This is a genomic window from Chryseobacterium sp. CH25 (genome assembly GCF_004119455.1).
In the GTDB taxonomy this organism is placed as follows: Bacteria; Bacteroidota; Bacteroidia; order Flavobacteriales; family Weeksellaceae; genus Chryseobacterium.
In genome coordinates, this window is sequence record NZ_NRQT01000003.1 from 293,072 (window position 1) to 317,873 (window position 24,802).

Consider the following 24,802-nt stretch of genomic DNA (forward strand, 5'->3'; position numbering starts at 1 on the left):
CAACATAAAAATGAACCCTATACAAGAGTATTTCTACAGAATCGAAGAGCCTGAAAGAAGTACTCTTCTTTTTTTACGGGAAACCATCCTGGCTTCAGATCCTGAACATATTACAGAAACTTTCAGTTTCGGACTGCCTTTCATCAAGTACAAAAAGAAAATGCTGTGTTATTTTTATTATAGCAAAAAATACAAAAAACACTACCTCAGTTTTTATCATGGTGACAAGCTGGATTATCCGGAACTCACACAGGACGGGAGGAAGAAGTTTAAGATCCTTTTAATTGATGCAGAAGAGGATTTACCGGTAGAGTTTATATTAAGCATATTAGACGAAATAAAGCCATATATTAAAGCTTAGATAGAAAAGAAAAACGGAGATAATCTCCGTTTTTTTATTAGTGATATTCGTACAACCCGTTTGTACCATTAGTGTTTAGAAACAAAAAAGACTGCCCTTTCAGAACAGTCTCAATATGATAATTATATATCTTAATCTTTCAATTTAGCGATAACATCCAAACCTCCTTTGGTAATGTCACCAATCTTACAGATGATTTCAGTATCTAAAGGCAGAAAAACATCCATTCTTGACCCGAATTTGATAAACCCAAACTCATGTCCGGCTTTTGCCTGATCTCCCTCGTTACAGTAGAATACGATCCTTCTGGCCACATATCCTGCAATCTGTCTGAAAACTACTTTATGATTGGTTTCAGTTTCAACTGCTACCGTTGTTCTTTCATTCTCTGTAGATGATTTTTCATGCCATGCTACCAGGTACTTTCCCGGGTGGTATTTTTTGTAGATCACTTTTCCGCTTACCGGATATCTGCAGATGTGTACATTCAATGGAGACATGAAGATAGAAACCTGAATGGCCTTTCCTTTAATGAATTCATTTTCTTCCACTTCTTTGATCATTACCACTTTTCCGTCAACCGGAGCGATTACATTCTCTCTGTGGTCAAGAATACTACGGTTCGGAACTCTGAAAAACCAGAATACAAGACAGTAAATAACCAACAAAGGTACGATGATCAACAAAGACCATATTTTAAGGAAATAGATGGCTAAAGCTCCCAATACCAGAAAAAGTATCGTGGCTACCGTAATTGTTCCTTTTGATTCTCTATGTAATTTCATGAGACTAAATAAATTTTTCTAAAATAAAGTACAAATATACGACAGGAACGCAGATAATAAAACTATCTAACCTATCTAATACTCCTCCATGCCCAGGAATGATGTTTCCACTGTCTTTTACACCGAAACTTCTCTTCAACTGGCTTTCTACTAAATCTCCCAGTGGAGCAAAAGCAGCTACCAAAAATCCTACAAACATCCAGTTACCTCTCAGTTCGGGTTGATACTGTTCTACAAAATAAGACAGCACCAATGTAAGAACAACTCCACCAATATACCCTTCCCAGGTTTTTTTAGGAGAAATCTTTGGAGCCATTTTATGTTTTCCAAAAAATTTCCCTACCAGATAAGCAAAGGTATCACTACTCCAGATCAGGATAAAAAGGAAAAGAACTTCTAGAGAGAAGCTATCACTATAGCTGGAAAACTTAGGTAACCCTAATGCAAAACTGAACGGCAGAGCCACATAAATGACCGTAAAAATCAGTTTTCCGCTATCAAAGTATAATTCGTTAGGAAATTTAAATAAAGTAACTACAGCAATACCAATAAGAGCAAGAGCTAATATCTCACTCAATCTGAAATCAAAAAAGAAATCATGATGGAAGTATCTTTTGGAAAAAATATAAAATATAAAAATGACCAATGGATACACTACCCATTTTTCATATCCTTTTCCAAATTTCATTATTTTCACACACTCCCAGGTACCTACCACCAATAATAAACTTATTAATCCATAATAAAGATATTGTTGCTGAATAAGGCCAGGAAAAATGCTGTTGATAAGTTGCGCCCCTAGCGGAGTCGAACAAAGAATGATAATGGCTACATAAACGAGACCTGAAATGGTTCTTTGAATGAGGTTTTTGTCCAAAATTTAAAATTTAGTAGTGGGTGCTTAATCTTCAAGCAGCAATAAAAACAGTTTTGTATTGGAATTAGAAGAACTGTCCATTTTAGACTGGCTTCCGCTGATGGAAGTAAGGTTCTTGATATTTCCGTTTCTTTTTATTTTCCCCATAGCATCATTCAGGTTGTTTACAATCTGCGAAACATTGGCAATGATGATAATTCTATCCGGAAGCCTTGAAGAATGATAATGAAGAATATTATTGTGTGAAAGCATTATTCTGCCATCATATGCAATCAGATATTCACAGGTGATAAATGCTGCATCATTGGAGGGCTGCAATTCTGAAGTATAAGGTGATTTCACAACATTTAAAAAGTTCTGAAGTTCCTTATCCCAACAGAAAAGGTTGTTAATACCTTCTATTTTAACAATTTGATTTAAAGTTTGTAGAGCCTCCGCTTCATCTGCACAATAATTAAAAAATCCCCCCGAATGCGTAAATAATTGCGCAAACTTATAGTCGAGATCCGCATTTTTTAGCGAATCCCCAAGCTTCTCCAGACTCTGTTTTTCCTCTTCCTCAGGCTGGTTGGTAAGTTTGCTTACAATCCTCTTGAATAAATTCAACTTAATCTATTTTTAGTCAACTTTATACAAAAATAGAAAATAAATTACAATAGATTCCAAAATATCTCCTTAAATATGAAAAAACCTGACAATTTTAAAGTTGTCAGGTTTTATATTTCTAATTTTTCAAGGATTTTAAAGCTGTGTTGGGCTTTCTGGAGCCTGTATTTCGCTTTCCTCCTCTTTTTCTTTAATCTGAGGTATTTCCACTACTTCCGGCTGATCTTTTTCAGGGATTGTATTGGTAACCGGTTTCTCTGTTAATTCAGGATCCCACGCTCTCTTTCCAAAGATCTCTTCTAAGTCTTCACGGAAGATCACTTCTTTTTCTAAAAGCTTATTCGCTAAAGCATCCAGTTTATCTTTATTTTCTGCAAGGATTCTGATCGCTCTCTCATATTGATTTTCAATGATTGATTTGATCTCTGCATCAATTTTAGTAGCTGTTTCTTCAGAATAAGGTTTTCCGAAATTATATTCAGACTGTCCTGAACTGTCATAGTAAGAAATGTTACCGATGTTCGGGCTTAATCCGTAAATCGTTACCATTGCCTGTGCTCTCTTTGTTACAGTTTCAAGATCAGAAAGTGCTCCTGTTGAAATATTGTTGAAGATCACCTGCTCAGCTGCTCTACCTCCTAATGTTGCACACATTTCATCCAACATCTGTTCAGTAGTGGTAAGCTGTCTTTCTTCCGGAAGATACCAGGCTGCTCCTAATGAACGTCCTCTTGGAACGATCGTTACTTTTAAAAGTGGTGAAGCATGTTCTACTAACCATGAAATAGTTGCGTGTCCTGCTTCGTGGTAAGCTACTCTTCTCTTTTCAGAAGGTTTGATGGCTTTATTTTTCTTCTCAAGACCTCCGATGATTCTGTCTACAGCATCAAGGAAATCCTGTTTTGTTACTGAAGTATGATTATTTCTTGCTGCAATAAGGGCTGCTTCGTTACAAACGTTAGCAATATCAGCTCCACTGAATCCCGGAGTTTGTTTAGCAAGGAATTCTCTATCTACATCACCGTCAAGCTTGATTTTCTTCAAATGAACATCAAAGATCTGTCTTCTTTCGTGAAGTTCCGGAAGGTCTACATAGATAGAACGGTCAAAACGTCCTGCTCTCATTAAAGCTTTATCAAGGATATCCGCTCTGTTGGTTGCTGCCATTACGATAACGTTCGTATCGGTTCCGAAACCATCCATTTCCGTAAGAAGTTGGTTCAATGTATTTTCTCTCTCATCGTTTCCTCCAGAGAAATTATTTTTCCCTCTTGCACGTCCGATAGCATCAATCTCATCAATAAAGATGATCGCCGGAGATTTAGCTTTAGCCTGAGCAAAAAGATCTCTTACTCTTGAAGCACCTACTCCCACAAACATTTCTACAAAATCAGATCCTGAAAGTGAGAAAAACGGAACTTTAGCTTCTCCTGCAACAGCTTTTGCCAATAAAGTTTTACCTGTTCCCGGAGGACCTACCAATAATACACCTTTAGGAATTTTACCTCCCAATTTTGTATATTTTTCAGAGTTTTTCAAGAAGTCTACTACTTCCTGTACTTCTTCTTTAGCACCTTCCAGTCCTGCAACATCTTTAAATGTTACCTGAATTCTTTCTTTTTCGTCGAAAAGCTTAGCTTTAGATTTCCCGATAGAGAAGATCTGTCCGCCAGGGCCTCCGCCGCCACCCATCTTTCTGAAAAGAAGGAAGTAGAATAATCCCAGAATAGCAATCCAGATTAATGCAGATATTAAAATATCCGCAAAAGGACTCTTACCTGTTCCGTAATCTTTAGCTGTTTTAATAGCTGGATTGGTTGCTTTGATCTGTTCAAATTTCTGAAGAAAAAGTTGAAGATCTCCATATTTTACAGAATAATCTGCTTTTGGAGCCATATCTAAAGCTGAAAAAGGATTATTTTCCTTTCCGGTTTTAACCATTGCTGATTTCGCTTCTTTGGTAAGGAAAACATCAGCTTTCTCTATGTCTTTGTATATAATAATATTTTGGACTTTCCCCGCCTGCATTTCTCTAAAGAAACCATCTTCATCAATAGTTTTTGCTGTATCTCCACCCAGGAAATTGGAACCAAAGAAAAGCAAAAGAGCTATGATTGCAATAGGAAAGAACCAATTGAATCCTTTGTTATTCATTTAGACTTTTTAAAATTTTTATTATTCATTTTCAATTTTGGTAATGACTGCGTCACCCCAAAGTTCTTCGATATCGTAATATTCACGTACATCTTTCTGGAAAATGTGAACTACTACTGAAACGTAATCTACCAATACCCACATTGAATTTTCTGTTCCTTCAACGTGCCAAGGTCTGTCTTTCAGGTCATTTCTCACTTTTTTCTCTACACTTCCAGCTAAAGCCGAAACCTGTGTATTCGAGTTACCGCTACATATTACGAACGTCTCCGCTACTGAGTTTTCAATGTTTGAAAGGTCAAAGATCATGATATCTTCTCCCTTTACATCTTGAAGTGCTTCAACGATTTTATCTATTAGTGCTTGTTTTTCTGCTGTTTTATTCATTAAAAAAATACTATAATCTGCAAATTTATTGTTTTTTCTTTACTTTAACCTTACTTTTACCCCCTTAATGTCTTAAAGTTTTCTTAAATGAGTCAACTCTTCTATCTGAAAGAATGTTCTTCTACTAATGACGAAATATCAAAGTTTTTACTTTACGAAAATTCAGATTTTATAGGATTGCATACTTTCAATCAAACTAAAGGCCGTGGTCAGTATGGAAATGTCTGGACTCCAACTGCCGGAAAAAACCTGGCTTATACGCTGGCAGTGAATACTCAAAACATCCTGTGCTCCGACTTTATATTCAATTATTATACCGCAATTCTTGTAAGGGATTTCCTTGCCAATTTGGCTGATACTGATGTAAAAATCAAATGGCCGAATGATATTATCCTTAAAGGTAAAAAAATCGTTGGAATTTTGATTGAAAAGAAAAAAATTAATCAAAATAATTATTTCATTATCGGAACCGGAATCAATGTTCTTCAGGACAAATTTGACCAAATATCAAATGCCGGCTCACTCCTGACGCAGACAGGGCAAGAATTCAACCTTGAAGACCTTAGTTTAAACCTTCACGAATTTCTATCTGAAAAACTGAAAAACATTCCTTCTGACCAGGAAATTCTGGACAGTTTCAATAAAAATCTATTCCGCAAAGATGAGATCTCGGTCTTTGAACTTGAAAAAGAGAGACAAAATGGCATCATCCGCAATGCAGATGAAAAGGGTGAACTTTGGATAGAACTGGAAAATGACGGTCTTCGTTCTTTTTACCACAAAGAAATAAAACTTCTTTACTGATTGGCTCTTTTGATATAAAGATACAGAGTAAGCGGAAGGAATACCAAATTAGGTAACCACATCGCTAAAGCAGGTGATAAGCTTTTATTCTCTGAAACCACTTTTAAAGCTTCAAATGAGAAAACAAAAAGGAAAGCTAATGAAATCCCTATGGCAAGGTTAATTCCCAAACCTCCTCTCTTCTTTTGAGAAGACAGAGAAAGGGCAAGGAAAGTCAGAATAATAATGGATACCGGCATTGAAGTTCTCTGATGAAGCTCATTCAGATAAGAATTCAGGTTACTGTTTCCTCTTGCTTTTTCTCTTTCTATGAACTTTAAAAGTTCCGGTGTTGTTTTATTCTGTCCTAAAAGTTCGTTCGGGAAAAGCTCTTCAGGGGAATGGCTATAGTTTTTTCTAAGTTCCAATCCGTTGCTCAACTTTTCTGTATTATCTTTATTGATGGTCTTTTCAAGATAATTATTTAAAACAAACTGTTTTTTGTCCTGATCCCAATATACATCACTGGCTTTTAATTCGTACACCATTTTTCTATGGGTATCGAATTTTTGATACACGAAGCTTGACCCTCTTTTTTCTCTTTTATTCCAGGAATCTACGAAGATGTATTCTGTTCTGCTCAACTGTGAAGAAGCTGGAGCAGTACCCAGAATTTTTTCTTTATTGGCTGCATTATAGGTGTACGCTTCCAACTGATTTTTCTTGATATTAGCCCAGGGAAGTACTAAATGATATACAACCAGTGCCATCAATGCAATCAGAATTGAAGTATAAAGATAAGGTTTTGAAAATCTGTGAAAACTGGCCCCACTACTGATAATGGCTACAATTTCCGTATTATTGGCCATCCTGGATGTGAAATAGATCACGGTGATAAATACCAGAATGGAGAGAAACGTCACCACAAGATTAATAATCCAGAAGGGATAAAAATGAATCAGAAAATACCCAAGATCAAGTTTAGGATCAAGGGCTTTTGCATTTTCTATTCTTGGAATCTTCTGCTGAACATCAATAACAAGTACTACTATAGACAATAGTACCAGCATGAAACTGAAAGTTCCAAGGTATTTTTTAATGATATATCTGTCTACAATCTTAAGCATACGTCTTTTTACAGTCTTTGTCTAAGAACCGGTACTATAGAGTTTTTCCACTCATAAAAATCTCCTGCAAGGATGTGTTCTCTTGCTACTTTTACCAAATCAAGATAAAACGCAAGGTTATGAATCGAAGCAATCTGTTTTGCCAGATACTCTTTAGATACAAATAAGTGACGAAGATACGCTTTTGAATATTCACGATCCACAAAGCTGGTTCCAAATTCATCCAAAGGCGAGAAATCCTGCTTCCATTTTTCGTTTCTAAGGTTCATTACCCCCTGCCATGTGAAAAGCATTGCATTTCTGGCATTTCTTGTAGGCATAACGCAATCCATCATATCTATTCCTAACCCGATAGATTCCAGAATATTCCAAGGAGTTCCCACTCCCATTAAGTATCTTGGTTTTTCTTTTGGAAGAATATCTGTTACTTCATCTGTAATTCTGTACATTTCTTCTTCCGGCTCTCCTACAGAAAGTCCTCCAATGGCATTTCCTTCAGCTCCGGCCTCAGAAATCACTTCTGCAGAAATTTTTCTTAAATCGGAATAGGTAGATCCCTGAACAATTGGGAAAAGTCTTTGCTTATGTCCGTATAATTCAGGATTATCATTCGTCCATTCGATACATCTTTTCAGCCAACGGTGGGTAAGCTCCATAGATGATTTCGCCTGGTTATAGTCACAAGGGTAAGGTGTACATTCGTCAAAAGCCATGAAAATATCTGCTCCGATCTGTCTTTGGATTTCCATAGATCTTTCCGGAGAGAACATATGGTAGCTTCCGTCAATATGAGACTTGAACCTTGCTCCTTCTTCAGTCATTTTTCTGTTGCTCGCTAACGAGAATACCTGAAAGCCTCCTGAATCTGTAAGAATAGGAAGATCCCAGTTCATAAATTTGTGTAAACCACCAGCGGCCTGCATCGTTTCCATTCCTGGACGAAGGTAAAGGTGATAAGTATTTCCCAGAATAATCTGAGCTTTAATGTCTTCTTTTAATTCTCTCTGATGAACTGTTTTCACACTTGCAACAGTTCCTACCGGCATAAAAATGGGAGTCTGAATCTTCCCGTGGTCTGTAGTAATCTCCCCTGCCCTGGCTTTTCCTTCAGAGGTTTTTTCGATATTAAAAAATTTCATCTGTACACTTTTTTAGCTCGCTGCCATCAGCGATTATCATTGTCCGGGTAAAACCCGCTTCAACATTATTTATTTTTGAGGCATTCCCGATTCACTCTGTTTCAGCTTATCTTTTACATATTTGTCCGCTTTAGGATCTTTTTTCAGTAAAATTTGCTGAGCTTCGTTAGCAATACCTTCCATTTCTTCTTTGATCACATAATATTTAAAACTTTCAACAAAGTCATCCGGTTTTATATTATGGGATTTTAAAATAAATCTTGTACCAGCTTCCATATTTCTGTTCTGATACATAAAATTAACCTGATCGTTCATCACAAGATCTGCAACAACTACTGCCATCACATCCTGATCAATCAGGTTTTTAGGCTTATCAATATAATCACTACATGAAAACAGCCCCAGAAAAACAAAAACAAGGATCATTTTTTCATCAGCTTATTTTTATATTTTTTATTGGAAGAATTGGTCATGCTTTATCTTATAATCTATTGATGATTGACTTCCATTTTAAGTTTAAAACACCAAAAACAGCTTCATGGATAATTCCACCATTCATTTTGCTTTCTCCTAAAATTCTGTTGGTAAATATAATAGGAACTTCTACAATTCTGAAGCCTTTTTTAAAAGCTCTGAATTTCATTTCTATCTGGAATCCGTATCCTTTCAGCTTTACATTATCCAATCCGATTTCTTCCAATACTTTTCTTGAGAAGCAGACAAAGCCGGCTGTGGTATCATGGATAGGAAGTCCTAAGATAAATCTAACGTATTTTGAGGCAAAATAAGATAATAACACTCTTCCCATAGGCCAGTTGACCACATTCACTCCTTTTGAATAGCGTGAACCGATAGCCATATCTGCATTCAGACAAGCTTCAAAAAGTTTAGGTAGATCATTGGGATTATGTGAAAAGTCGGCATCCATTTCAAAAATATAATCATATTTATTTTCGATAGCCCACTTAAATCCATGTATATAAGCTTTCCCTAGACCGTCTTTAATATGTCTTATTGAAAGATGCAGGTAGTGAGGATGTTTCTTCTGTAATTCCTTTACTACATCCGCTGTTCCATCTGGAGAAGAATCATCTACTACTAAGACATGAAAGTCATCCTCCAATGCAAAAACCGCGGAAATAATATTTTCAATATTTTCCTTTTCGTTATACGTTGGGATGATGACGAGTTTTTTCATTTCAGTTTGCAAAGATAGTTTATTTAACCTTTTTATTTTATACAAAATAATCTATAATTTTGCAAAAATATTTTTCAAAGATTCCGGGATCATACAAAAGTAGGGTTATGCTATTTTGAATATCCAATTTAATCTATGAAAAATACGTTGTAAGATTAGATTTAACAGATGAAGCAATAAAGAAATTCTATGCCAAGTTGTGTTATTTATAGTTAAATAAAAAAATAAAAAACTTAAAATTTGCCGTCATCACCAAACTACATCAACCATGTAAGAATACCTGAGAATAACGATTGGGTAATTTTTACACTTATAGGCTGTATCTTTTTATATGTCTTTATGATGAATATTATAGAAAGAGATGCAAGTCTTAAAGATTTTCTGCTTCAAAAGTATTTTGATGCAAGCAATAACCTTCCCAGCTGGATTATTACTTCCTGTGTAATTACCCTTACTTTATCTGTACTGATTTCTCAGTATATACCTGTAGTTCCTAAGTTTATTGCAGACCTGCAGGCTTTTGGATACCAGCTTAATAAATTTGGGTACACCTTGCTGGCCGTAATGTTTTTTTATCTGATAAAATCAACATTAGGTTTTTTATTTTATCAAAGTATAGGAGATGGAAAAAGATGGACTATTTTTTATTTCACCTCCACCAAGTTTTATTTTATCCTGTCTTTTTTGCTGATAATTTTGTGTGTTACCCATTATTACTTCCCTATAGACAGAAATAAAATCTTCATATATTATTTCTTCTTCTTTTCTTTTGTATTCATTTTCAAAGTTTTTTTCTATTTATTTCACAAGAACAAGATTCTTCCGGAGAAATGGTATTATAAATTTTTGTATATTTGCACGCTCCAAATTGCACCATTATTACTGCTTTGGAAGTTGTTATTTTTTTAATAAAGTCAAAGATGAGAATAAAGTCTATATTGGTTTCTCAACCAGCGCCTAGTGAGTCTTCTCCATATCTGGATATAGCGAAGAAGGAAAAAATAAAGATTGATTTCCGTCCATTTATCCACGTCGAAGGGGTTGACAATAAAGAGCTCAGAACTCAGAAAATAGATCTGACGCAATATACCGGTATCATTTTTACCAGTAAAAATGCTATTGACCATTACTTCAGACTTGCAGAAGAATTACGTTTTGCAGTTCCGGATACAATGCGATATATCTGCCAGTCGGAAGCAATTGCCAACTATCTTCAGAAGCACATTGTGTACAGAAAAAGAAAGATCAGCTTTGGGGAGAAAAACTTCTCAGATCTTCTTCCTCTATTTAAGAAGTTTCCTACTGAAAAATATCTGTTGCCATCTTCAGATGTTTTAAGTCCGGATATTGTAAAAACTTTAGATTCTGCAAACGTAGAATGGACAAGAGCAATTATGTACCGTACTGTATGCAGTGACCTGACAGACATCAACATTAAAGATTATGACATGTTGATTTTCTTCAGCCCACAGGGAATCAAATCTCTGCAACAGAATTTCCCAGACTTCAAACAGGATGAAACAAAGATCGGAGTTTTCGGAAACACCACTTTGGCAGCTGCAGAAGAAGCCGGTTTAAAAGTAGACCTAATGGCTCCTACGAAGGAAACACCTTCTATGACCATGGCCCTTGAAAAATATATTAAAGCACTTCATAAATAGTCTTTAATACAAAAAATAAACTCAACCATCTTTTCAATGCAGAAAAGATGGTTTTTTTTTAACTACATTTGAACAAAAATTAACATTGAATTGTACGTTCTGATAAAGCATATCGATCCGTACAAAAAATAAAATATTCTGATGAAAGCTCCACAGGCAAAAAAAATAGAAAAAATACTAGAAACCCACGGTGACAGAAGAATTGATAATTATTTCTGGCTTAATGAAAGGGAAAATCCGGAAGTCATTCAATATCTTGAAGAAGAAAATGCTTATGAAGAATTCATCATGAAAGACACTGAGGAGCTTCAGGAAGAACTCTTTGAAGAGATGAAGGCCCGCTACAAAAAAGATGATGAATCCCTGCCTTATTTCTTTAATGAATACTGGTACATTGTACGCTACGAGGAAGGTAAAGAATATCCTATTTTCTGCAGAAAGCATGGAAGCATGGATAACGAAGAGGAAATTATACTGGATGTAAACATTCTGGCGGAAGGTGAAGATTTCTTTGAGGTAGGAAGCGTTGCAGTAAGCCCCAATAATGAACTGACATCTTTTTCTTCAGACAATGTAGGAAGAAGAATCTACACTTTAAATTTCAAAAATTTAAAGACCGGGGAAATTCTTCCGGATAAAATTCTGAACACTACAGGAAAGGCTGTCTGGGCCAATGATAATCAGCATATCTTTTATATCAGAAAAGACAAAAGCCTTCGTGCTTTCCAGGTTTACAGACATCAATTGGGAACCGACCCTTCTGAAGACATCATGATCTTCCACGAAGAGGATGATACTTTTGACGTAAACGTCTTTAAGACAAAATCTTTACAGTACATTTTTATTGCAAGTTCAAGCACAATTTCTGATGAGCACCATTTTATTCCTGCAGACAATGTTTTTGCAGACTGGAAAGTTATTCAGCCAAGAATTGATGATCTTGAATATTCTGTAGAACATTACGAAGATGAATTTTATATCATTACGAATGCTGATGATGCTATCAACTTCAAAATCGTAAAAACGAAGATTGAGAACTGCGGTATAGAAAACTGGGTAGACGTCATTCCTCACCGTCCTGAAGTTTTACTGGAAGGATTTGAAATTTTCAAAGATTATCTTGTTCTTGAAGAAAGAGAAAAAGGTCTTCTACAAATCAAAATTATTGATGAAAAAACTCAGGAGTCTTATTACCTTCCATTCTCTGATCCAACTTACACGGCTTATATCGGGATTAACCTGGAATTTGACACCGAAGTTTTACGCTACGGCTATACTTCCCTTACCCAGCCCGGTTCTACCTATGAGTATGACATGAAAGATAAATCCACAAAGCTTCTTAAACAACAAGAGGTTTTAGGGGGGAAATTCTTCCCGGAAAATTATATTTCAGAAAGAATATGGGCAGATTCCAGAGATGGGGAAACAAAGATTCCAATTTCACTGGTTTATCATAAAGACACGAAGAAATCAGCAGACACCCCTCTTTTATTATATGGATATGGAAGTTATGGACATACTGTAGATGCAAGTTTTTCAAATGTGAGACTTTCTCTTCTTGACCGTGGCTTCATTTATGCCATTGCCCACATCCGCGGTGGTGAATACCTGGGAAGAGAATGGTATGAGGATGGAAAAATGCTGTTCAAGAAAAATACATTCTTCGATTTTATTGATGCAGGAAAATACCTGATCAAGGAAAACTACACTTCATCCAAGCACATCTACGCAATGGGTGGAAGTGCAGGTGGACTTTTAGTAGGAGCTGTTGTTAATTATGAACCTCAATTATTCAATGGTATTGTAGCACAGGTTCCTTTTGTGGATGTTGTTACAACCATGTTGGATGATACTATTCCTTTAACAACCGGAGAATATGATGAATGGGGAAATCCGAATGATAAGGAATACTACCATTATATGAAAGACTATTCTCCTTATGATAATATAGAAGCAAAAGATTATCCGAATATCCTTATCACCACAGGATTCCATGATTCTCAAGTGCAGTATTGGGAACCTGCAAAATGGACTGCAAAGCTTAGAGAGCTGAAGACTGATGATAATATTCTGATCTTTAAAACAGATATGAGCTCAGGACACGGTGGTGCCAGCGGCAGATTTGAATCACTGAAAGAAGATGCTTTGGAATATGCATTTTTACTGAAGATTGATAATAAAGGATAAAAAAGCTAATTACCATCAATAAAATCCGAAATTTAAAACAGCCACAAGAAGTGGCAACATCAATTATTAATCATCATTTATCAATTATATGAACGAGTCCGAATATTGGAAAAAATAGAACAGTTCTTTGAGGATAATTTCCAAACTGAAAAGAACCCGCCTATTGAGACTTTACTATTCTTAATAGGACTGCAAGAGCTAGGCAGTGGACAACAGAAATATACAAAAGAAGACAAAGTAAATCTGATCCATATTGCAGTCTGCAGACTGCTTGAGCCTTTTGGATATTACAAATTCACTCACTTTGAAGATGGGTGGCCACAATTTGAAAAATTAGAAGATCTTCCTGAATTAAAACCTAATGAGCAGACCTTGCTTATGAAAAAGGCGATTATTCAGTATTTCCAGGAAGAAGAATTAATCTAAGCTTAAAAAGCTACATTTTGAAAAATTGACAACAAAACAGCATCATTATTGTCAAAAAAACCATAAGCAACCACAAATAGTACACAAATAGAGACAGGTGAAAACTTGTCTCTATTTTTTTAAACAAAAACAATGTCATGATTTAATTTTTTTCCATTTTTAAATTTTTAATTAAAATTTTAAATCATTTCATTCCAAGCCATTACACTTAATATTTACGAATATCACACCCATATCCTATAAATTCTTATAATTTACTAGGTTTATTCCATATTAGATTTGTAATTTAGGAACTCACAGACCACATTCTTTTGGCCTCCACTATGGTCAATTTCCCTCAGAATATTATGGTCAATTTCTTCAGGCCTACACTTAGGGTGTAATACTGAAAAAAAAGACACTTCAAAATGATATCCCGACTCATTATGAGCCGGGCAGGATAAGAATTTGAAAAAAATACACAAAAAAACTAAGAACTGAAAAACTATGTATTTCAAAGAAAATTCTTCTGAATAAAAACAGATTAAAATTTAAATAGAAATCAAACCATGAAAAAAATTAGCACTTCTTTAATGTTGCTCATGATCAGCATGGCCTTTTCACAAGTAGGTATTTCGAAAAATCCAACAGTCGAAGTCCACAATAAGGCCATTTTACAGGTAGACGGAAAATATGAAGGAAAGAATTACGGAATGATGCTTCCTGAAGTATCTGCACCGGAAAATCTTCCGTTATATAGCCCCGCTACCCAAGATACTGAGATGACAGGAATGATGATGTTCGAAAAAACACATGCTACATTTTATTCCTATGACGGAAGAAAATGGAACAATGAACCTACTGCTTCCGACTTTAAAATGAAGCAATCCAGATTTTTATCCACTACCGATGAGGAAACAAGTGTTGTGTGTGTACTTCTTGGATGTGGCCGACATGTAGGACTGGGCTTCAGCGCTCCTGTTGACGGGAAACAATCTTATAACAGCCTTAATATAACAAGGGAAACTGCAGTAGTAGCAGGTGGTGGATTGTATGGAGACAAAAGCTTTGACAATGCCAAATTCGTTATTAATGAAGCCGGTGTTTATGACATTTACCTGAATGTCCCTTCTAAAACCGGTGGAGCCGTATCCCTCACAAGTGGACCTCAATATCAACTGAGAGCTTATCTGAAACAAAGTAACGGAAGTTACAACGAAGTAAAACTTACCACATTCTTCCCTGATTATTATGGTATCCTGGGAATTGGCGGAGACACCAATACGGCAGCATTCACTACCACAAGGATCCGTTTGAATCCAGGAGATTATATTGTTTCAAGAATACATTCTCCATTGGCAACAGTATCTGTTGTGGTTACTCTTACCGCTGCAGCCAATGCCAACATCGCCAAATACTATCCACGAGAAATAATGTTCACCAAAGTAAGTGATTAAAATGATCAGAAAAACAATTACGCTCAAAGTTTTTATTGCAACAGCAATAGGCACAATGGGATTTGCCCAGGTAAAAATGGGTAACAGACCTGAAACAGTTCATTCAAGAGCTGCTTTACAGGTAGAGCACAATGCAAAAGGGTTTATGCTTCCTCTTGTTGAAAACCATACCGAACTTCCTAATTATAATGCAGCACATGCGGATCTATATGAAAACAAACCTGAAGATAATGGTTTGGTATTTTATAACAAGGAAATTAAAGATGTGATGAAGTATGATGGCTACCGATGGATTGCTGCAACAGAAAGAAGCATCAAAAATTATAAAAATGTAAGTATTCTGGGATCCAATTCATCTGATATATCTGTGGCCAATGTATTGGGAATTACAGGCCGCCCTACTCTTCCTTTCAATATTTTAAATGATTTTGATAGAAATAATGTAAATAATCTAGGCCTTACAGTAAATGCCAACGGTGAAATTACAATCCCTTCAGATGGCTTCTACAGAATCAATCCATCTGTAAAAACAAGCAGTGCCGGTGGACTTTCTGTAGGAAATGCCGCAACCATTATTTCATTGCAGGCTCTTTATACCAATGCTACTGGAGACGGATGGCAAAAAATTCATGAAAACAGTTTTCTGCTTTACGGATTGTTGGTAACCGCAGGAAGTGCAAATTCCGTGAATAACTTTTCCACTACAAAATACCTGCACACAGGAGATCAAATTCGTTTAAGAGCGGGCATCCAGGCTGACACCGGATTAAATGTAGGAGCAGGTGTGAATTTTAAAATGAATGACAGGGATACTTTTATCTATATAGAAAAACTGAACTAACATGAGAAAGAAAATATATATCGCCGCCCTTCTAATGACAGCCAAGATGGCATTTTCTCAGGTTATTATTGGAAGTGCCAACAATCCAAGCCCCAACTCTATGTTCAGCGTTGTGAATAAAGAAGATAATGCTGCACAATCTAAAGGAATGATGATTCCTACAGTAAACAATGAAACAGAATTACCCCTGTACAATGCGAGTCAAGCCAATCGTTTTGATAAGGATCCTTCTATGCAGGGCATGATCATGTACCAGAAAGATATTCAGCGTGTTGTTGTATATGATGGAGAGCAATGGAAACCCACATTCTATGAATCCGGTGGAAGGGTTACCCGTGCCAGCATGAATCCTGCTACCGCCGAAAGTGATTTCCCCTCTGTGGGGTGTATACTTATTGGATGTGGAGAAAAGGATGTCCCTTTTGGATTCCATAACACGACATTAGATGGTGATAAGCTTGGCATTATTGATTCTCAGGGAGCAGTGAACAGCAATTTCAGTAATTTCACGTTCAAGGAATCTGGATTTTATAAAATTCTGATCAGTTTAAAGGTAAAAACTTCAGGAATTCATGTGAGCCCGCCGGTAATTTCTTTCAGGGCATTAAAGAATGGAGCCATCCTTGCCCGAAATGATGTCCCTTTAAATGAAGCGATCCTGATTACAGCCGGAGCCAACCGAGTGGGAACGATGGAATTTTTAGCCATGTTCGACAAAGGAGACAAGCTTAAAGTTCAGGTTTCCGGAGGAGTTTCTATTCTAACGGTTGCCGATGTTTACAAAATTGTACCAACAGACGGAACTTTTATCAGTATAGAAAAACTATAAGTTTTAAATAATACGAAACATTCTATATTCCATATTTCATTAAATCGGGTACTTCAATTGAGGTACCCGGTTTTTATTTTTTATAAAATTAATAATCTATCCTCACTTTTTCCGTTCCATTACCCAATGATTTCTTTAAGCTGACTGAGACCCATTTTAAAGCCTTCTTCAAATCCCATATCCAGCATTTTTTTCATTACTTCTTCAGATTGATAGTGAATATTAACTGTTACTTTTGTCCCTTCCTCTACCCCGGTAAAGCCAATCAGCCATTTTGACCTTGGAGCATCTTCGTTGACCTCTCCATTTTCATCACAGAAAGCACTCGTCCAATCAAAACTTCTGTGTTCTATAATTTCTCCGTATTGGGATTGGGAATATCCTTTTTCACCATTGGGACCCACCATGGCATACAGCCAGATGCCACCTTCTTTAAAATTCTGTTTTACAGTTTCGCTTTTCCAGGGTTTTGGGCCCCACCACTGATCCAACAATTCGGATTGGGTAAAATAGTTCCACACTTTCGAAACATCAGCGTTGTAAATAGTCATTACATAGACGCTTTTCGCATCAAAATCTTTGTTGAAAATGATATTAGATTCCATAAAGTAATAATTTTAATTAAAGGTAACTCTTTATTTATAGAAAGGACTTTTCCTATGACAAGTAAACAATAATTCATAAATAATTGTTAAAAAACAGTCTTTTAAGAAAAAAAACATAATTATTTGGCTCGTTTTTTGTTTAGGTACTCTTAAAACAATTAATTTTAACATTCATTTTTCCAAAACATATATAATTAAGTAATGAATAATAAATTCATCCCAATAATTTCGGTGTTTATGACGATCTCACTGATTGTCTTTGTTACGCTCCAATTTTATTGGCTGAAAGGCTATTATGGTGTACTGGAACAGGACTTTTCAAATAAGGTTTATTCTGTTCTGGAAAACACATCAAAAACAATTGAAGAAATTGAAGCCGATAAATATCTGACTAAGGATAATAGAAGTACAATTCTTGCCAACAGCAAAAACCCTTCTCTTACAACCATTCAACAGGTAGAAGATTCCGGAACGCAGAGACAGATTATCTACTCCAAGAATATTATTTCCAACGCCCAGCTCCCTATCTCTAAAACAGGAGATTCTGTAAAGCTTACTACTTTATATACGGATGAAGCAGCTTACAAAATAAAAAGAGACACTACCAATCGTGAAATTCTTACCTCGGACATCAATCAGGATATTGAAACCGGGGATTATGCTGTAAAAGAATTCGTAAAGGTATATGGAAACAACTTACCTATTGCACAAAGGGTAAGCCCTGCCACTCTTGACTCGGTAATCACCAAAGAATTAAAAATCAGAGGAATTACTGCAAAGTTTGGTTATGGAATTGTTGACAAAGACAATAAACTTACCAGTATTGCCAATAAAGCCTACAAAGAAAAAAAGGACAGCAATACTTACAGCTACCCTCTTTTCACTGATAAAAAGTACAATACTTTATATAATCTGGCTTTAGTTTTCCCTAAAAAGGAATATTCTCTGGCGATGAACAACTGGCCGATGCTGTTGGGAACTTTTCTTTCATTGCTTACGATTCTTGGGATTTATATTATTTCCATCAATTATATGATGAGACAGAAGAAATTAGCTGAAGTAAAAACAGACTTCATCAACAACATGTCTCATGAATTCAAGACCCCGTTGGCAACCATTTCTGTAGCAACAGATTCATTAGCGAATGATAAAATTGCCACCAATCCTGATAAGGTAAAATATTATTCAGAGCTGATTAAGCAGGAAAATCTGAGAATGAAAAAGCAGGTAGAGAATGTCCTGAATATGTCTAAGCTTGAAAGAAATGAGGTAGAATTATTCCTGAGGGAAACCAATGTAAGGGAATTGATTAAAAGAACAACAGAATCTTTCAATCTGATTGTACAGCAGAGAAACGGTACTCTGACTCAACAGTTCAACGCTACTCATTATAATTTTAAAATTGATGAGTTCCACATCTCAAATATGCTGGTGAACTTACTGGATAATGCTAATAAATATTCTCCGGAAGCTCCGGAAATCCATGTGGAAACCAGAAATGAAGGTCATTGGTATGTGATTGAGATCTCAGATAAAGGAATGGGAATGGAAACCCAAAATAAAACAAAGATCTTCGAGAAATTCTTCAGAGAAGAAACCGGAAATATTCACAACGTAAAAGGACAGGGATTAGGACTTTCCTATGTTAAAAAAATTGTAGAACTACACAAAGGACAGATTATTGTGGAATCCAACAAAGGTGATGGAAGTACATTTACAATAAAGCTGCCGATGGGATAAAACATGAGTAATAAGTGATGAGTAATAAATAATATAAGATTAAAGATTTATTTATCATCATTAATTATAAAAATAAGAAACCAAAAACAAAATATAAGAAGAGAGAGTGAGACAGTTCATTCTTAATTGTTAATTATTAATTAGTAAAAGTTATGAGCAACAGAATATTATTAGTAGAGGACGATCAGAGTTTCGGGGCGGTGCTTAAAGATTATTTAACAATCAATAATTTTGAAGTTACCCTTGCTACTGATGGAGAACAGGGATTGAAAGAGTTTACAGAAAATGAATTCGACATCTGTATATTTGACGTAATGATGCCTAAAAAAGATGGGTTTTCATTAGCTGAAGATGTAAAAAAGATTGATAAAAATACACCTATCATATTCCTTACCGCAAGAAATATGAGAGAAGATATCTTGAAAGGGTACCAATTGGGAGCTGATGATTATATCACAAAACCATTTGATACGGAACTTCTTTTATACAAGATTAAGGCTATTCTTCAGAGAAGCTCTACTCTTGAAAATGAAGAGCAGGAGCAGTTCAAGATCAGCAATATCTTCTTCGATTCTATGCTGAGACAACTGAAAGTGGGTGATAAAGAATACAAACTTTCTCCAAAAGAAAATGAGTTATTGAAGCTTCTTTGTATTCACAGAAACGATTTCATGCCGAGAGACCTTGCGCTGAGAAAGATCTGGAAAAAGGAGAACTACTTTACAGCAAGAAGTATGGACGTATATATTGCCAAGCTTCGTAAGTTATTAAAAGATGATGAAGGATTGGAGATTATCAACGTTCACGGAGAAGGATTCAGACTTCTTGTGAAAAATTAATCCAAAAACCGCATTATAAATATAAAATTAGCAAAACAATTGAAAATGTTTTGCTAATTTTGTTTCATACCCAATCAAGGATATGAAGAATACGTTTTTAGGTTTGATCTCTGTATCAATATTAGCGGTCTCTTGTAAAAAAGATGAAAGAGCCACTTATTTAAAAGAAGAAGCTGGTTCACAGCAGCCTTCTGTAGCTATCAATAATACTCCAAAAGCTTCCCTGATGGATCAGGCAGGAATCCAATCCAACTCAGCAACTGCTGCAATGGCCACTGCTCCAGGAATGAACCCTGCACACGGACAGCCGGGACATAGATGTGATATTCCTGTAGGACAGCCATTAAATAGCCAGTCCTCTTCTGCCACTCCGGCATCCCAAAACATCACTGTTGGCGCTAATAATACCATTCAGATTGATCCGAGTACGGCAGCTCAGGCAAAAGTAGCAATGAACAACAGTACTCAACCTGTAAAAACGGCTCCGGGAATGAATCCGCCACACGGGCAGCCTGGGCATCGTTGTGATATTCCTGTAGGACAGCCTTTGAGTAGTAAGCCTGCTGCTACAGCACCATCTCAATCAGTGCAAAATAATATACAGGTTACACCTACTCCAACACCTGCGCAAGCTCAGGCTCAGGCCGCTTCACAAAATCTGGCTATGGGAGAAAAGCCTAAAGTAAATCCAGCTCACGGAGAACCTTGGCACAGTTGTTCTCTAAAAGTTGGTGATCCTTTGCCATAAATTTTGTATTTTTGCAGCTATGAAGCTATTTCACATATTGGCAATAGTATTTTGTTTGGGAATCTTCCTGGTTCCTAAGGATAGCTTCTACGCTCAATCTATGCAGGAAACCTGCTGCAAGGCAGACTCTGGAAAGAAGAGCGACTGTTGTAAAAATCACTCCTCAAAAAAAGATAGTAAAAATGATACTACAAAGTCATGTAATGATGACTGCTGTTCGTCATGTATTGCCTGCTTTACTTTTATTGAGACTCCTTTTTCAAAAAATTTGCGTCTGGAACTTTCTTATTACAAAGCGAATAAGAATCCTCAGTTTCAGTATTCAGACCCTTATCTTTCCGACCGTTTAAAAGAAATCTGGCAGCCGCCCAAAATAGGTTAACTAAATCATTATAAGTTCGTTATACACTATAGCGAACCGTATTTTATTTAATCTAAACTTTAAACAAATGAAATTATATATTTCCAGGTTCATACTTGGTGCATTATTCTTATTTACACAATTTATATCAGCTCAAAATCTTCAGAAAAACCAGTTCAAAGTAAAAGGGAACTGCGAAATGTGCAAAACACGAATTGAAGGAGCTGCCAAAAAAGCAGGTGCAAAAACAGCTGTTTATTCTATTGATCTTCAAACGCTAACCCTAGAAACAGATAAGGTTTCTGCGGACGACATCCTGAAAAAAGTAGCGGAGGCAGGTCATGACAATGAAAAATTTAAGGCATCTGATGATGTTTATAAAAGCCTTCCGGGATGTTGTTTATACGACAGAGATCTACAGCCTGTACAGGCAGAATCTCATCATGATCACCATACCACTGCTACAACTCCTGCTAAAAAAGACAATGAGTTTTATGTAAGAGGAAACTGTGCATCATGCAAAAACAGAATTGAAAAAGCAGCTAAAAGTGCTGGTGCAGATTCAGCGGAATGGAATGCAGAAAAGCAAACGGTCGCTTTACATTTTGATGCTTCAAAAACCTCATCAGATAAGATCCTGAAAGCAATTGCTGATGCAGGACATGATAATGAAAAATACAAGGCTCTAGATACCACTTACAACGGACTTCCGGGATGTTGTCTGTATGACAGAGATTTTACTTTCGGGGAAGCCAACCCAAAGGTTCATTATGAAGAGGAAACTAAGCATGAGGACCATAAAGATCATTCAGTTTCTGCTAATGATGATTCTCACAGCAAAAATGAGAAGAGTATTGACGGTGTTGTAGTAACAGGTTCTAAAGCAGCTACCGCTTTAAGTAAAAAAGAAGCCGGGCTGGTTTTTAATATTGATAAAAAAGAACTTTTAAAAGCGGCATGTTGTAATTTATCTGAAAGTTTTGAAACCAATGCTACTGTAGATGTATCTTTCAGCAATGCTGTTACTGGTACCAAACAGCTTAAAATGCTTGGTTTGGATCAAAAATATACAAGTTTAACCAAGGAACAGCTTCCTGAGATCAGAGGATTAGCTTCTGCATATGGACTGAATTTTATTCCGGGAAGATGGATTGAAAGTATTCAGCTTACGAAAGGTGGAAGTACAGTAACCAACGGTTATGAAAGTATTACAGGGCAAATCAATACTGAATTATTGAAAAATGCTAAGGAGCCGGAAACTTCTCTGAATCTTTTCTCTGATTTTAACGGAAGAGCTGAAGTGAATATTACCAACGTCTCTCCTATTAATGATAAGTGGTCACAAACATTCCTTCTTCACGGAAACGGAACTTTCGGGAATACGGATATGAATGATGACGGTTTTCTTGACAGGCCCAAAGGAACGCAGATTAATGCAGCTTATCTTTTAAATTATAACGATCTTGAAAAATCAGGATTCGGGTCTCATTTCGGGATTAATTTTATCCGTGATGAAAGAACTGCAGGGCAAACTGCTTTCGACAAGAAACTGGCGCAGGATAAGCAACCGGCTTATGGTGTAGGCATTGATATTTCAAGATTCCAGGTTTGGAACAAAACAGGATATGTTTTTAAAGGAAAACCTTACCAAAGCATCGGGTGGATGAACCAATATGTGTATCACCAGCAGGACAGCTTTTTTGGGTTGAGAAATTATTCCGGGCAGCAGCATACCTATTATTCGAATCTAATTTTTGAAAGTATTATTGGAAATACCAACCATAAATATAAAGCAGGAGCAAGTTTCCTATATGATGGTTATAATGAAACATACTTATTAGATAATATTAAAAGAAACGAAATTGTTCCGGGAATCTTTGCTGAATATACTTTAACTGGCTTAAAATATACTTTAGTAGCAGGAACCAGAGTGGATTTCCACAACCTGGCAGGAACTCAGTTTACACCAAGAGTGAATTTTAAATATGATTTTACTCCGCAGACTATTTTAAGACTTTCTGCCGGAAGAGGTTTCAGAACAGCAAATGTATTTGCAGAGAGCCAGCAGTATTTTGCTTCTAACAGAGCGATCAATATTCTACCTAACGGAGGAAATATTTATGGTTTAAAGCCTGAAATTGCATGGAACTATGGTGCAAGTTTACAACAGGAGTTTAAGCTTTTCGGAAGAAAATCTACTATTATTGCTGACTTTTTCAGAACAGATTTTCAGGATCAGGTGTTAGTGGATTTAGATAAATCTCCTCAGCAGCTTACATTTTACAACCTGGAGGGGAAATCATTTGCCAATTCATTCCAGACGCAGTGGGATTTTACACCTTTCAAGAACTTTGATGTAAGACTGGCATATAAATATTATGATGTACAGGCAGATTATATCGGTGGAAGAAGAGAAGTTCCTTTTATGGCTAAACACAGAGGGTTTGTAAACCTTGCCTATGCTACCAATAAAAATGATAAAGGTGGATTCTGGAGCTTTGACACCACGTTAAACTGGGTAGGAAAACAGAGACTTCCTGATATGTCAGGTAACCCTGAAGAGTTTCAGTTACCTAGATACTCTAATTCTTATGCGGTATTGAATGCGCAGATCTCAAGAAACTTCAACAAAAAGCTTAGAGCTTATGTAGGCGGAGAAAACCTAACATCTTATTACCAGAAAAATGCAATCATCGATTTTAAAAATCCTTTCGGAAATTATTTTGATGGCGGAATGGTATACGCCCCAATTATGAAAGCGAATTTCTACGTGGGACTGGATGTGACTTTTTAAAAACAAAATACTCCTTTAGTCTATGAAAAACAGTATCAAATTGATACTGTTTTTTTATTTTCATTAAAAAATTAATCATCAAATCAAAAAAATACTATATTTACATTTTATTATATGTATGAACATACTTAATCAGGATTTTACGATTGATCATAACAGCAAACTCCCTCTGCATGTGCAGGTAGAGGAACTTTTCCGTAAACTTATCAAAATAGAAGTTTATAAAAAAGGAGCTTTATTGCCTAAAGAAGTAGATCTTGCCAACCTGTGGGGCGTTTCGAGAAACACTATTCGACAGGCAACCAACAAACTTGAAAATGAAGGGCTGATCATCCGTAAAAAAGGGATTGGGACACGTGTTGCCGAAAAGAAAAGTCTGGTCACAGGACTGGATCATTGGTACAGCTTTACCAGGGAAATGCAAGAAAAAGGAATTCATGTGGTCAATCAATTGCTGAAGACCACTCAGGTAGTGCCCAATGAGGTAATCTGCAATTTCTTTCAATGTACTCCTGATAAAAAGATATTCAAGCTTTCCAAATTAAAAGGAGAAAGTTCAGGAGATCCGATCGTTTATTTTGAAAGCTATTTTCACCCAAGGATCGGAATTGATAAAGATGATGACTTCAATATGCCACTTTATAGTATGCTTCAGGAAGAACATGGGATCATTGTACACCGTTCCCGTGAGAATATCAGTGCATGCCAGGTGGGTAGTGTAATAGGAAAAAAGCTGAAGGTATCTGCGTCTTTTCCAGTCTTAAAACGAGAACGCTTTGTCTATGATATTAACGGGAAACCTGTAGAATATAATGTAGGGTATTACCGTTCGGATAAATTTACCTATACGATAGATATTAATAAATCTCCAGAGAATTAATTTTCTCTTAGCAATCAATATGTTCAAACATTCTAACA

At 36.2% G+C, this 24,802-nt stretch carries 25 protein-coding genes; 15 read left to right on the forward strand and 10 right to left on the reverse strand.

Annotation, left to right across the window (positions count from 1 at the left end; genetic code table 11):
- Positions 1-10 precede the first annotated feature (10 nt).
- A complete protein-coding gene (locus BOQ64_RS09505) occupies positions 11-361 on the forward strand; it encodes a DUF1801 domain-containing protein (RefSeq protein ID WP_129057869.1) in 351 nt (116 codons plus the stop codon).
- Positions 362-492: 131 nt separating this feature from the next.
- On the opposite strand, the gene BOQ64_RS09510 is transcribed toward BOQ64_RS09505, so the two are convergent.
- From BOQ64_RS09510 to rsfS, 5 genes are all read right to left on the reverse strand, one after another.
- A complete protein-coding gene (locus BOQ64_RS09510) occupies positions 493-1,146 on the reverse strand; it encodes a phosphatidylserine decarboxylase family protein (protein WP_129057870.1) in 654 nt (217 codons plus the stop codon).
- A gap of 4 nt (positions 1,147-1,150) precedes the next feature.
- Positions 1,151-2,023 (reverse strand): phosphatidate cytidylyltransferase, encoded by an 873-nt coding sequence (locus BOQ64_RS09515; RefSeq protein WP_129057871.1) that lies wholly within the window; start codon positions 2,021-2,023, stop codon positions 1,151-1,153.
- A 24-nt stretch (positions 2,024-2,047) separates the two neighbouring features.
- Positions 2,048-2,629 carry an LUD domain-containing protein gene (locus tag BOQ64_RS09520; RefSeq protein ID WP_164975783.1) on the reverse strand — a complete coding sequence of 194 codons (582 nt, stop codon included), beginning with the start codon at positions 2,627-2,629 and terminating at the stop codon, positions 2,048-2,050.
- A 135-nt stretch (positions 2,630-2,764) separates the two neighbouring features.
- The gene (gene ftsH / locus BOQ64_RS09525) at positions 2,765-4,783 is read right to left on the reverse strand and encodes an ATP-dependent zinc metalloprotease FtsH (protein WP_129057873.1); all 2,019 of its coding nucleotides are present in this window, start codon (positions 4,781-4,783) and stop codon (positions 2,765-2,767) included.
- 21 nt (positions 4,784-4,804) lie between these two features.
- Positions 4,805-5,170 (reverse strand): ribosome silencing factor, encoded by a 366-nt coding sequence (rsfS, locus tag BOQ64_RS09530; RefSeq protein WP_129057874.1) that lies wholly within the window; start codon positions 5,168-5,170, stop codon positions 4,805-4,807.
- Positions 5,171-5,257: 87 nt separating this feature from the next.
- On the opposite strand from rsfS, the gene BOQ64_RS09535 reads away from it, so the two are divergent.
- Complete coding sequence (locus BOQ64_RS09535) at positions 5,258-5,974, forward strand: biotin--[acetyl-CoA-carboxylase] ligase (protein ID WP_129057875.1); 717 nt, start codon at positions 5,258-5,260, stop codon at positions 5,972-5,974.
- Here the strand turns inward: BOQ64_RS09535 and BOQ64_RS09540 are convergent.
- The 4 genes from BOQ64_RS09540 to BOQ64_RS09555 form a co-directional block, all read right to left on the reverse strand.
- Positions 5,968-7,080, reverse strand: coding sequence for an LptF/LptG family permease (locus BOQ64_RS09540; RefSeq protein WP_129057876.1), 1,113 nt, complete (start codon positions 7,078-7,080; stop codon positions 5,968-5,970). The two genes, BOQ64_RS09535 and BOQ64_RS09540, sit on opposite strands and share 7 nt — an antisense overlap.
- Before the next feature lie 8 nt (positions 7,081-7,088).
- Positions 7,089-8,219, reverse strand: a complete 1,131-nt coding sequence (gene tgt / locus BOQ64_RS09545) for a tRNA guanosine(34) transglycosylase Tgt (protein WP_129057877.1) — start codon at positions 8,217-8,219, stop codon at positions 7,089-7,091.
- A gap of 69 nt (positions 8,220-8,288) precedes the next feature.
- Positions 8,289-8,645 (reverse strand): DUF4296 domain-containing protein, encoded by a 357-nt coding sequence (locus BOQ64_RS09550; protein WP_129059695.1) that lies wholly within the window; start codon positions 8,643-8,645, stop codon positions 8,289-8,291.
- Positions 8,646-8,700: 55 nt separating this feature from the next.
- Positions 8,701-9,417 (reverse strand): polyprenol monophosphomannose synthase, encoded by a 717-nt coding sequence (locus BOQ64_RS09555; RefSeq protein WP_129057879.1) that lies wholly within the window; start codon positions 9,415-9,417, stop codon positions 8,701-8,703.
- 240 nt (positions 9,418-9,657) lie between these two features.
- On the opposite strand from BOQ64_RS09555, the gene BOQ64_RS09560 reads away from it, so the two are divergent.
- From BOQ64_RS09560 to BOQ64_RS09590, 7 genes are all read left to right on the forward strand, one after another.
- Entirely contained in the window at positions 9,658-10,326 is a 669-nt protein-coding gene (locus BOQ64_RS09560) for a DUF4271 domain-containing protein (protein ID WP_129057880.1), read from the forward strand.
- An 11-nt stretch (positions 10,327-10,337) separates the two neighbouring features.
- Positions 10,338-11,078 carry a uroporphyrinogen-III synthase gene (locus BOQ64_RS09565; protein WP_034721908.1) on the forward strand — a complete coding sequence of 247 codons (741 nt, stop codon included), beginning with the start codon at positions 10,338-10,340 and terminating at the stop codon, positions 11,076-11,078.
- 141 nt (positions 11,079-11,219) lie between these two features.
- Complete coding sequence (locus tag BOQ64_RS09570; protein WP_129057882.1) at positions 11,220-13,265, forward strand: S9 family peptidase; 2,046 nt, start codon at positions 11,220-11,222, stop codon at positions 13,263-13,265.
- 105 nt (positions 13,266-13,370) lie between these two features.
- Positions 13,371-13,691: a hypothetical protein gene (locus BOQ64_RS09575; protein ID WP_228448291.1), complete on the forward strand. Its 321-nt coding sequence runs from the start codon at positions 13,371-13,373 to the stop codon at positions 13,689-13,691.
- Between the two features lie 548 nt (positions 13,692-14,239).
- Entirely contained in the window at positions 14,240-15,127 is an 888-nt protein-coding gene (locus BOQ64_RS09580) for a hypothetical protein (RefSeq protein WP_129057883.1), read from the forward strand.
- 1 nt (position 15,128) lies between these two features.
- Entirely contained in the window at positions 15,129-15,968 is an 840-nt protein-coding gene (locus BOQ64_RS09585; protein ID WP_129057884.1) for a hypothetical protein, read from the forward strand.
- A 1-nt stretch (position 15,969) separates the two neighbouring features.
- Complete coding sequence (locus BOQ64_RS09590; protein ID WP_129057885.1) at positions 15,970-16,797, forward strand: hypothetical protein; 828 nt, start codon at positions 15,970-15,972, stop codon at positions 16,795-16,797.
- A gap of 119 nt (positions 16,798-16,916) precedes the next feature.
- On the opposite strand, the gene BOQ64_RS09595 is transcribed toward BOQ64_RS09590, so the two are convergent.
- Positions 16,917-17,402, reverse strand: a complete 486-nt coding sequence (locus BOQ64_RS09595) for an SRPBCC domain-containing protein (RefSeq protein ID WP_129057886.1) — start codon at positions 17,400-17,402, stop codon at positions 16,917-16,919.
- Positions 17,403-17,603: 201 nt separating this feature from the next.
- On the opposite strand from BOQ64_RS09595, the gene BOQ64_RS09600 reads away from it, so the two are divergent.
- From BOQ64_RS09600 to BOQ64_RS09625, 6 genes are all read left to right on the forward strand, one after another.
- Positions 17,604-19,142 carry a sensor histidine kinase gene (locus tag BOQ64_RS09600; protein WP_129057887.1) on the forward strand — a complete coding sequence of 513 codons (1,539 nt, stop codon included), beginning with the start codon at positions 17,604-17,606 and terminating at the stop codon, positions 19,140-19,142.
- A 152-nt stretch (positions 19,143-19,294) separates the two neighbouring features.
- Positions 19,295-19,981: a response regulator transcription factor gene (locus BOQ64_RS09605; RefSeq protein WP_002982671.1), complete on the forward strand. Its 687-nt coding sequence runs from the start codon at positions 19,295-19,297 to the stop codon at positions 19,979-19,981.
- Between the two features lie 82 nt (positions 19,982-20,063).
- Positions 20,064-20,729 (forward strand): hypothetical protein, encoded by a 666-nt coding sequence (locus tag BOQ64_RS09610; protein ID WP_129057888.1) that lies wholly within the window; start codon positions 20,064-20,066, stop codon positions 20,727-20,729.
- 37 nt (positions 20,730-20,766) lie between these two features.
- Positions 20,767-21,111 carry a hypothetical protein gene (locus BOQ64_RS09615; RefSeq protein WP_228448292.1) on the forward strand — a complete coding sequence of 115 codons (345 nt, stop codon included), beginning with the start codon at positions 20,767-20,769 and terminating at the stop codon, positions 21,109-21,111.
- Between the two features lie 67 nt (positions 21,112-21,178).
- Positions 21,179-23,884, forward strand: a complete 2,706-nt coding sequence (locus BOQ64_RS09620; RefSeq protein WP_129057890.1) for a TonB-dependent receptor domain-containing protein — start codon at positions 21,179-21,181, stop codon at positions 23,882-23,884.
- Between the two features lie 118 nt (positions 23,885-24,002).
- Positions 24,003-24,764, forward strand: coding sequence for a GntR family transcriptional regulator (locus tag BOQ64_RS09625; protein WP_129057891.1), 762 nt, complete (start codon positions 24,003-24,005; stop codon positions 24,762-24,764).
- Positions 24,765-24,802 lie beyond the last annotated feature (38 nt).

What these genes read in the sequence shown, in the direction of transcription:
- BOQ64_RS09555 (WP_129057879.1), bottom strand. Translation starts at nt 9,417, where the DNA reads ATGAAAAAACTCGTCATCATCCCAACGTATAACGAAAAGGAAAATATT.
- ftsH (WP_129057873.1), bottom strand. Translation starts at nt 4,783, where the DNA reads ATGAATAACAAAGGATTCAATTGGTTCTTTCCTATTGCAATCATAGCT.
- BOQ64_RS09605 (WP_002982671.1), top strand. Translation starts at nt 19,295, where the DNA reads ATGAGCAACAGAATATTATTAGTAGAGGACGATCAGAGTTTCGGGGCG.
- BOQ64_RS09510 (WP_129057870.1), bottom strand. Translation starts at nt 1,146, where the DNA reads ATGAAATTACATAGAGAATCAAAAGGAACAATTACGGTAGCCACGATA.
- BOQ64_RS09565 (WP_034721908.1), top strand. Translation starts at nt 10,338, where the DNA reads ATGAGAATAAAGTCTATATTGGTTTCTCAACCAGCGCCTAGTGAGTCT.
- BOQ64_RS09580 (WP_129057883.1), top strand. Translation starts at nt 14,240, where the DNA reads ATGAAAAAAATTAGCACTTCTTTAATGTTGCTCATGATCAGCATGGCC.
- BOQ64_RS09535 (WP_129057875.1), top strand. Translation starts at nt 5,258, where the DNA reads ATGAGTCAACTCTTCTATCTGAAAGAATGTTCTTCTACTAATGACGAA.
- BOQ64_RS09620 (WP_129057890.1), top strand. Translation starts at nt 21,179, where the DNA reads ATGAAATTATATATTTCCAGGTTCATACTTGGTGCATTATTCTTATTT.
- BOQ64_RS09540 (WP_129057876.1), bottom strand. Translation starts at nt 7,080, where the DNA reads ATGCTTAAGATTGTAGACAGATATATCATTAAAAAATACCTTGGAACT.
- rsfS (WP_129057874.1), bottom strand. Translation starts at nt 5,170, where the DNA reads ATGAATAAAACAGCAGAAAAACAAGCACTAATAGATAAAATCGTTGAA.
- BOQ64_RS09610 (WP_129057888.1), top strand. Translation starts at nt 20,064, where the DNA reads ATGAAGAATACGTTTTTAGGTTTGATCTCTGTATCAATATTAGCGGTC.
- BOQ64_RS09625 (WP_129057891.1), top strand. Translation starts at nt 24,003, where the DNA reads ATGAACATACTTAATCAGGATTTTACGATTGATCATAACAGCAAACTC.
- BOQ64_RS09595 (WP_129057886.1), bottom strand. Translation starts at nt 17,402, where the DNA reads ATGGAATCTAATATCATTTTCAACAAAGATTTTGATGCGAAAAGCGTC.
- BOQ64_RS09505 (WP_129057869.1), top strand. Translation starts at nt 11, where the DNA reads ATGAACCCTATACAAGAGTATTTCTACAGAATCGAAGAGCCTGAAAGA.
- BOQ64_RS09550 (WP_129059695.1), bottom strand. Translation starts at nt 8,645, where the DNA reads ATGATCCTTGTTTTTGTTTTTCTGGGGCTGTTTTCATGTAGTGATTAT.
- tgt (WP_129057877.1), bottom strand. Translation starts at nt 8,219, where the DNA reads ATGAAATTTTTTAATATCGAAAAAACCTCTGAAGGAAAAGCCAGGGCA.
- BOQ64_RS09570 (WP_129057882.1), top strand. Translation starts at nt 11,220, where the DNA reads ATGAAAGCTCCACAGGCAAAAAAAATAGAAAAAATACTAGAAACCCAC.
- BOQ64_RS09600 (WP_129057887.1), top strand. Translation starts at nt 17,604, where the DNA reads ATGAATAATAAATTCATCCCAATAATTTCGGTGTTTATGACGATCTCA.
- BOQ64_RS09590 (WP_129057885.1), top strand. Translation starts at nt 15,970, where the DNA reads ATGAGAAAGAAAATATATATCGCCGCCCTTCTAATGACAGCCAAGATG.
- BOQ64_RS09585 (WP_129057884.1), top strand. Translation starts at nt 15,129, where the DNA reads ATGATCAGAAAAACAATTACGCTCAAAGTTTTTATTGCAACAGCAATA.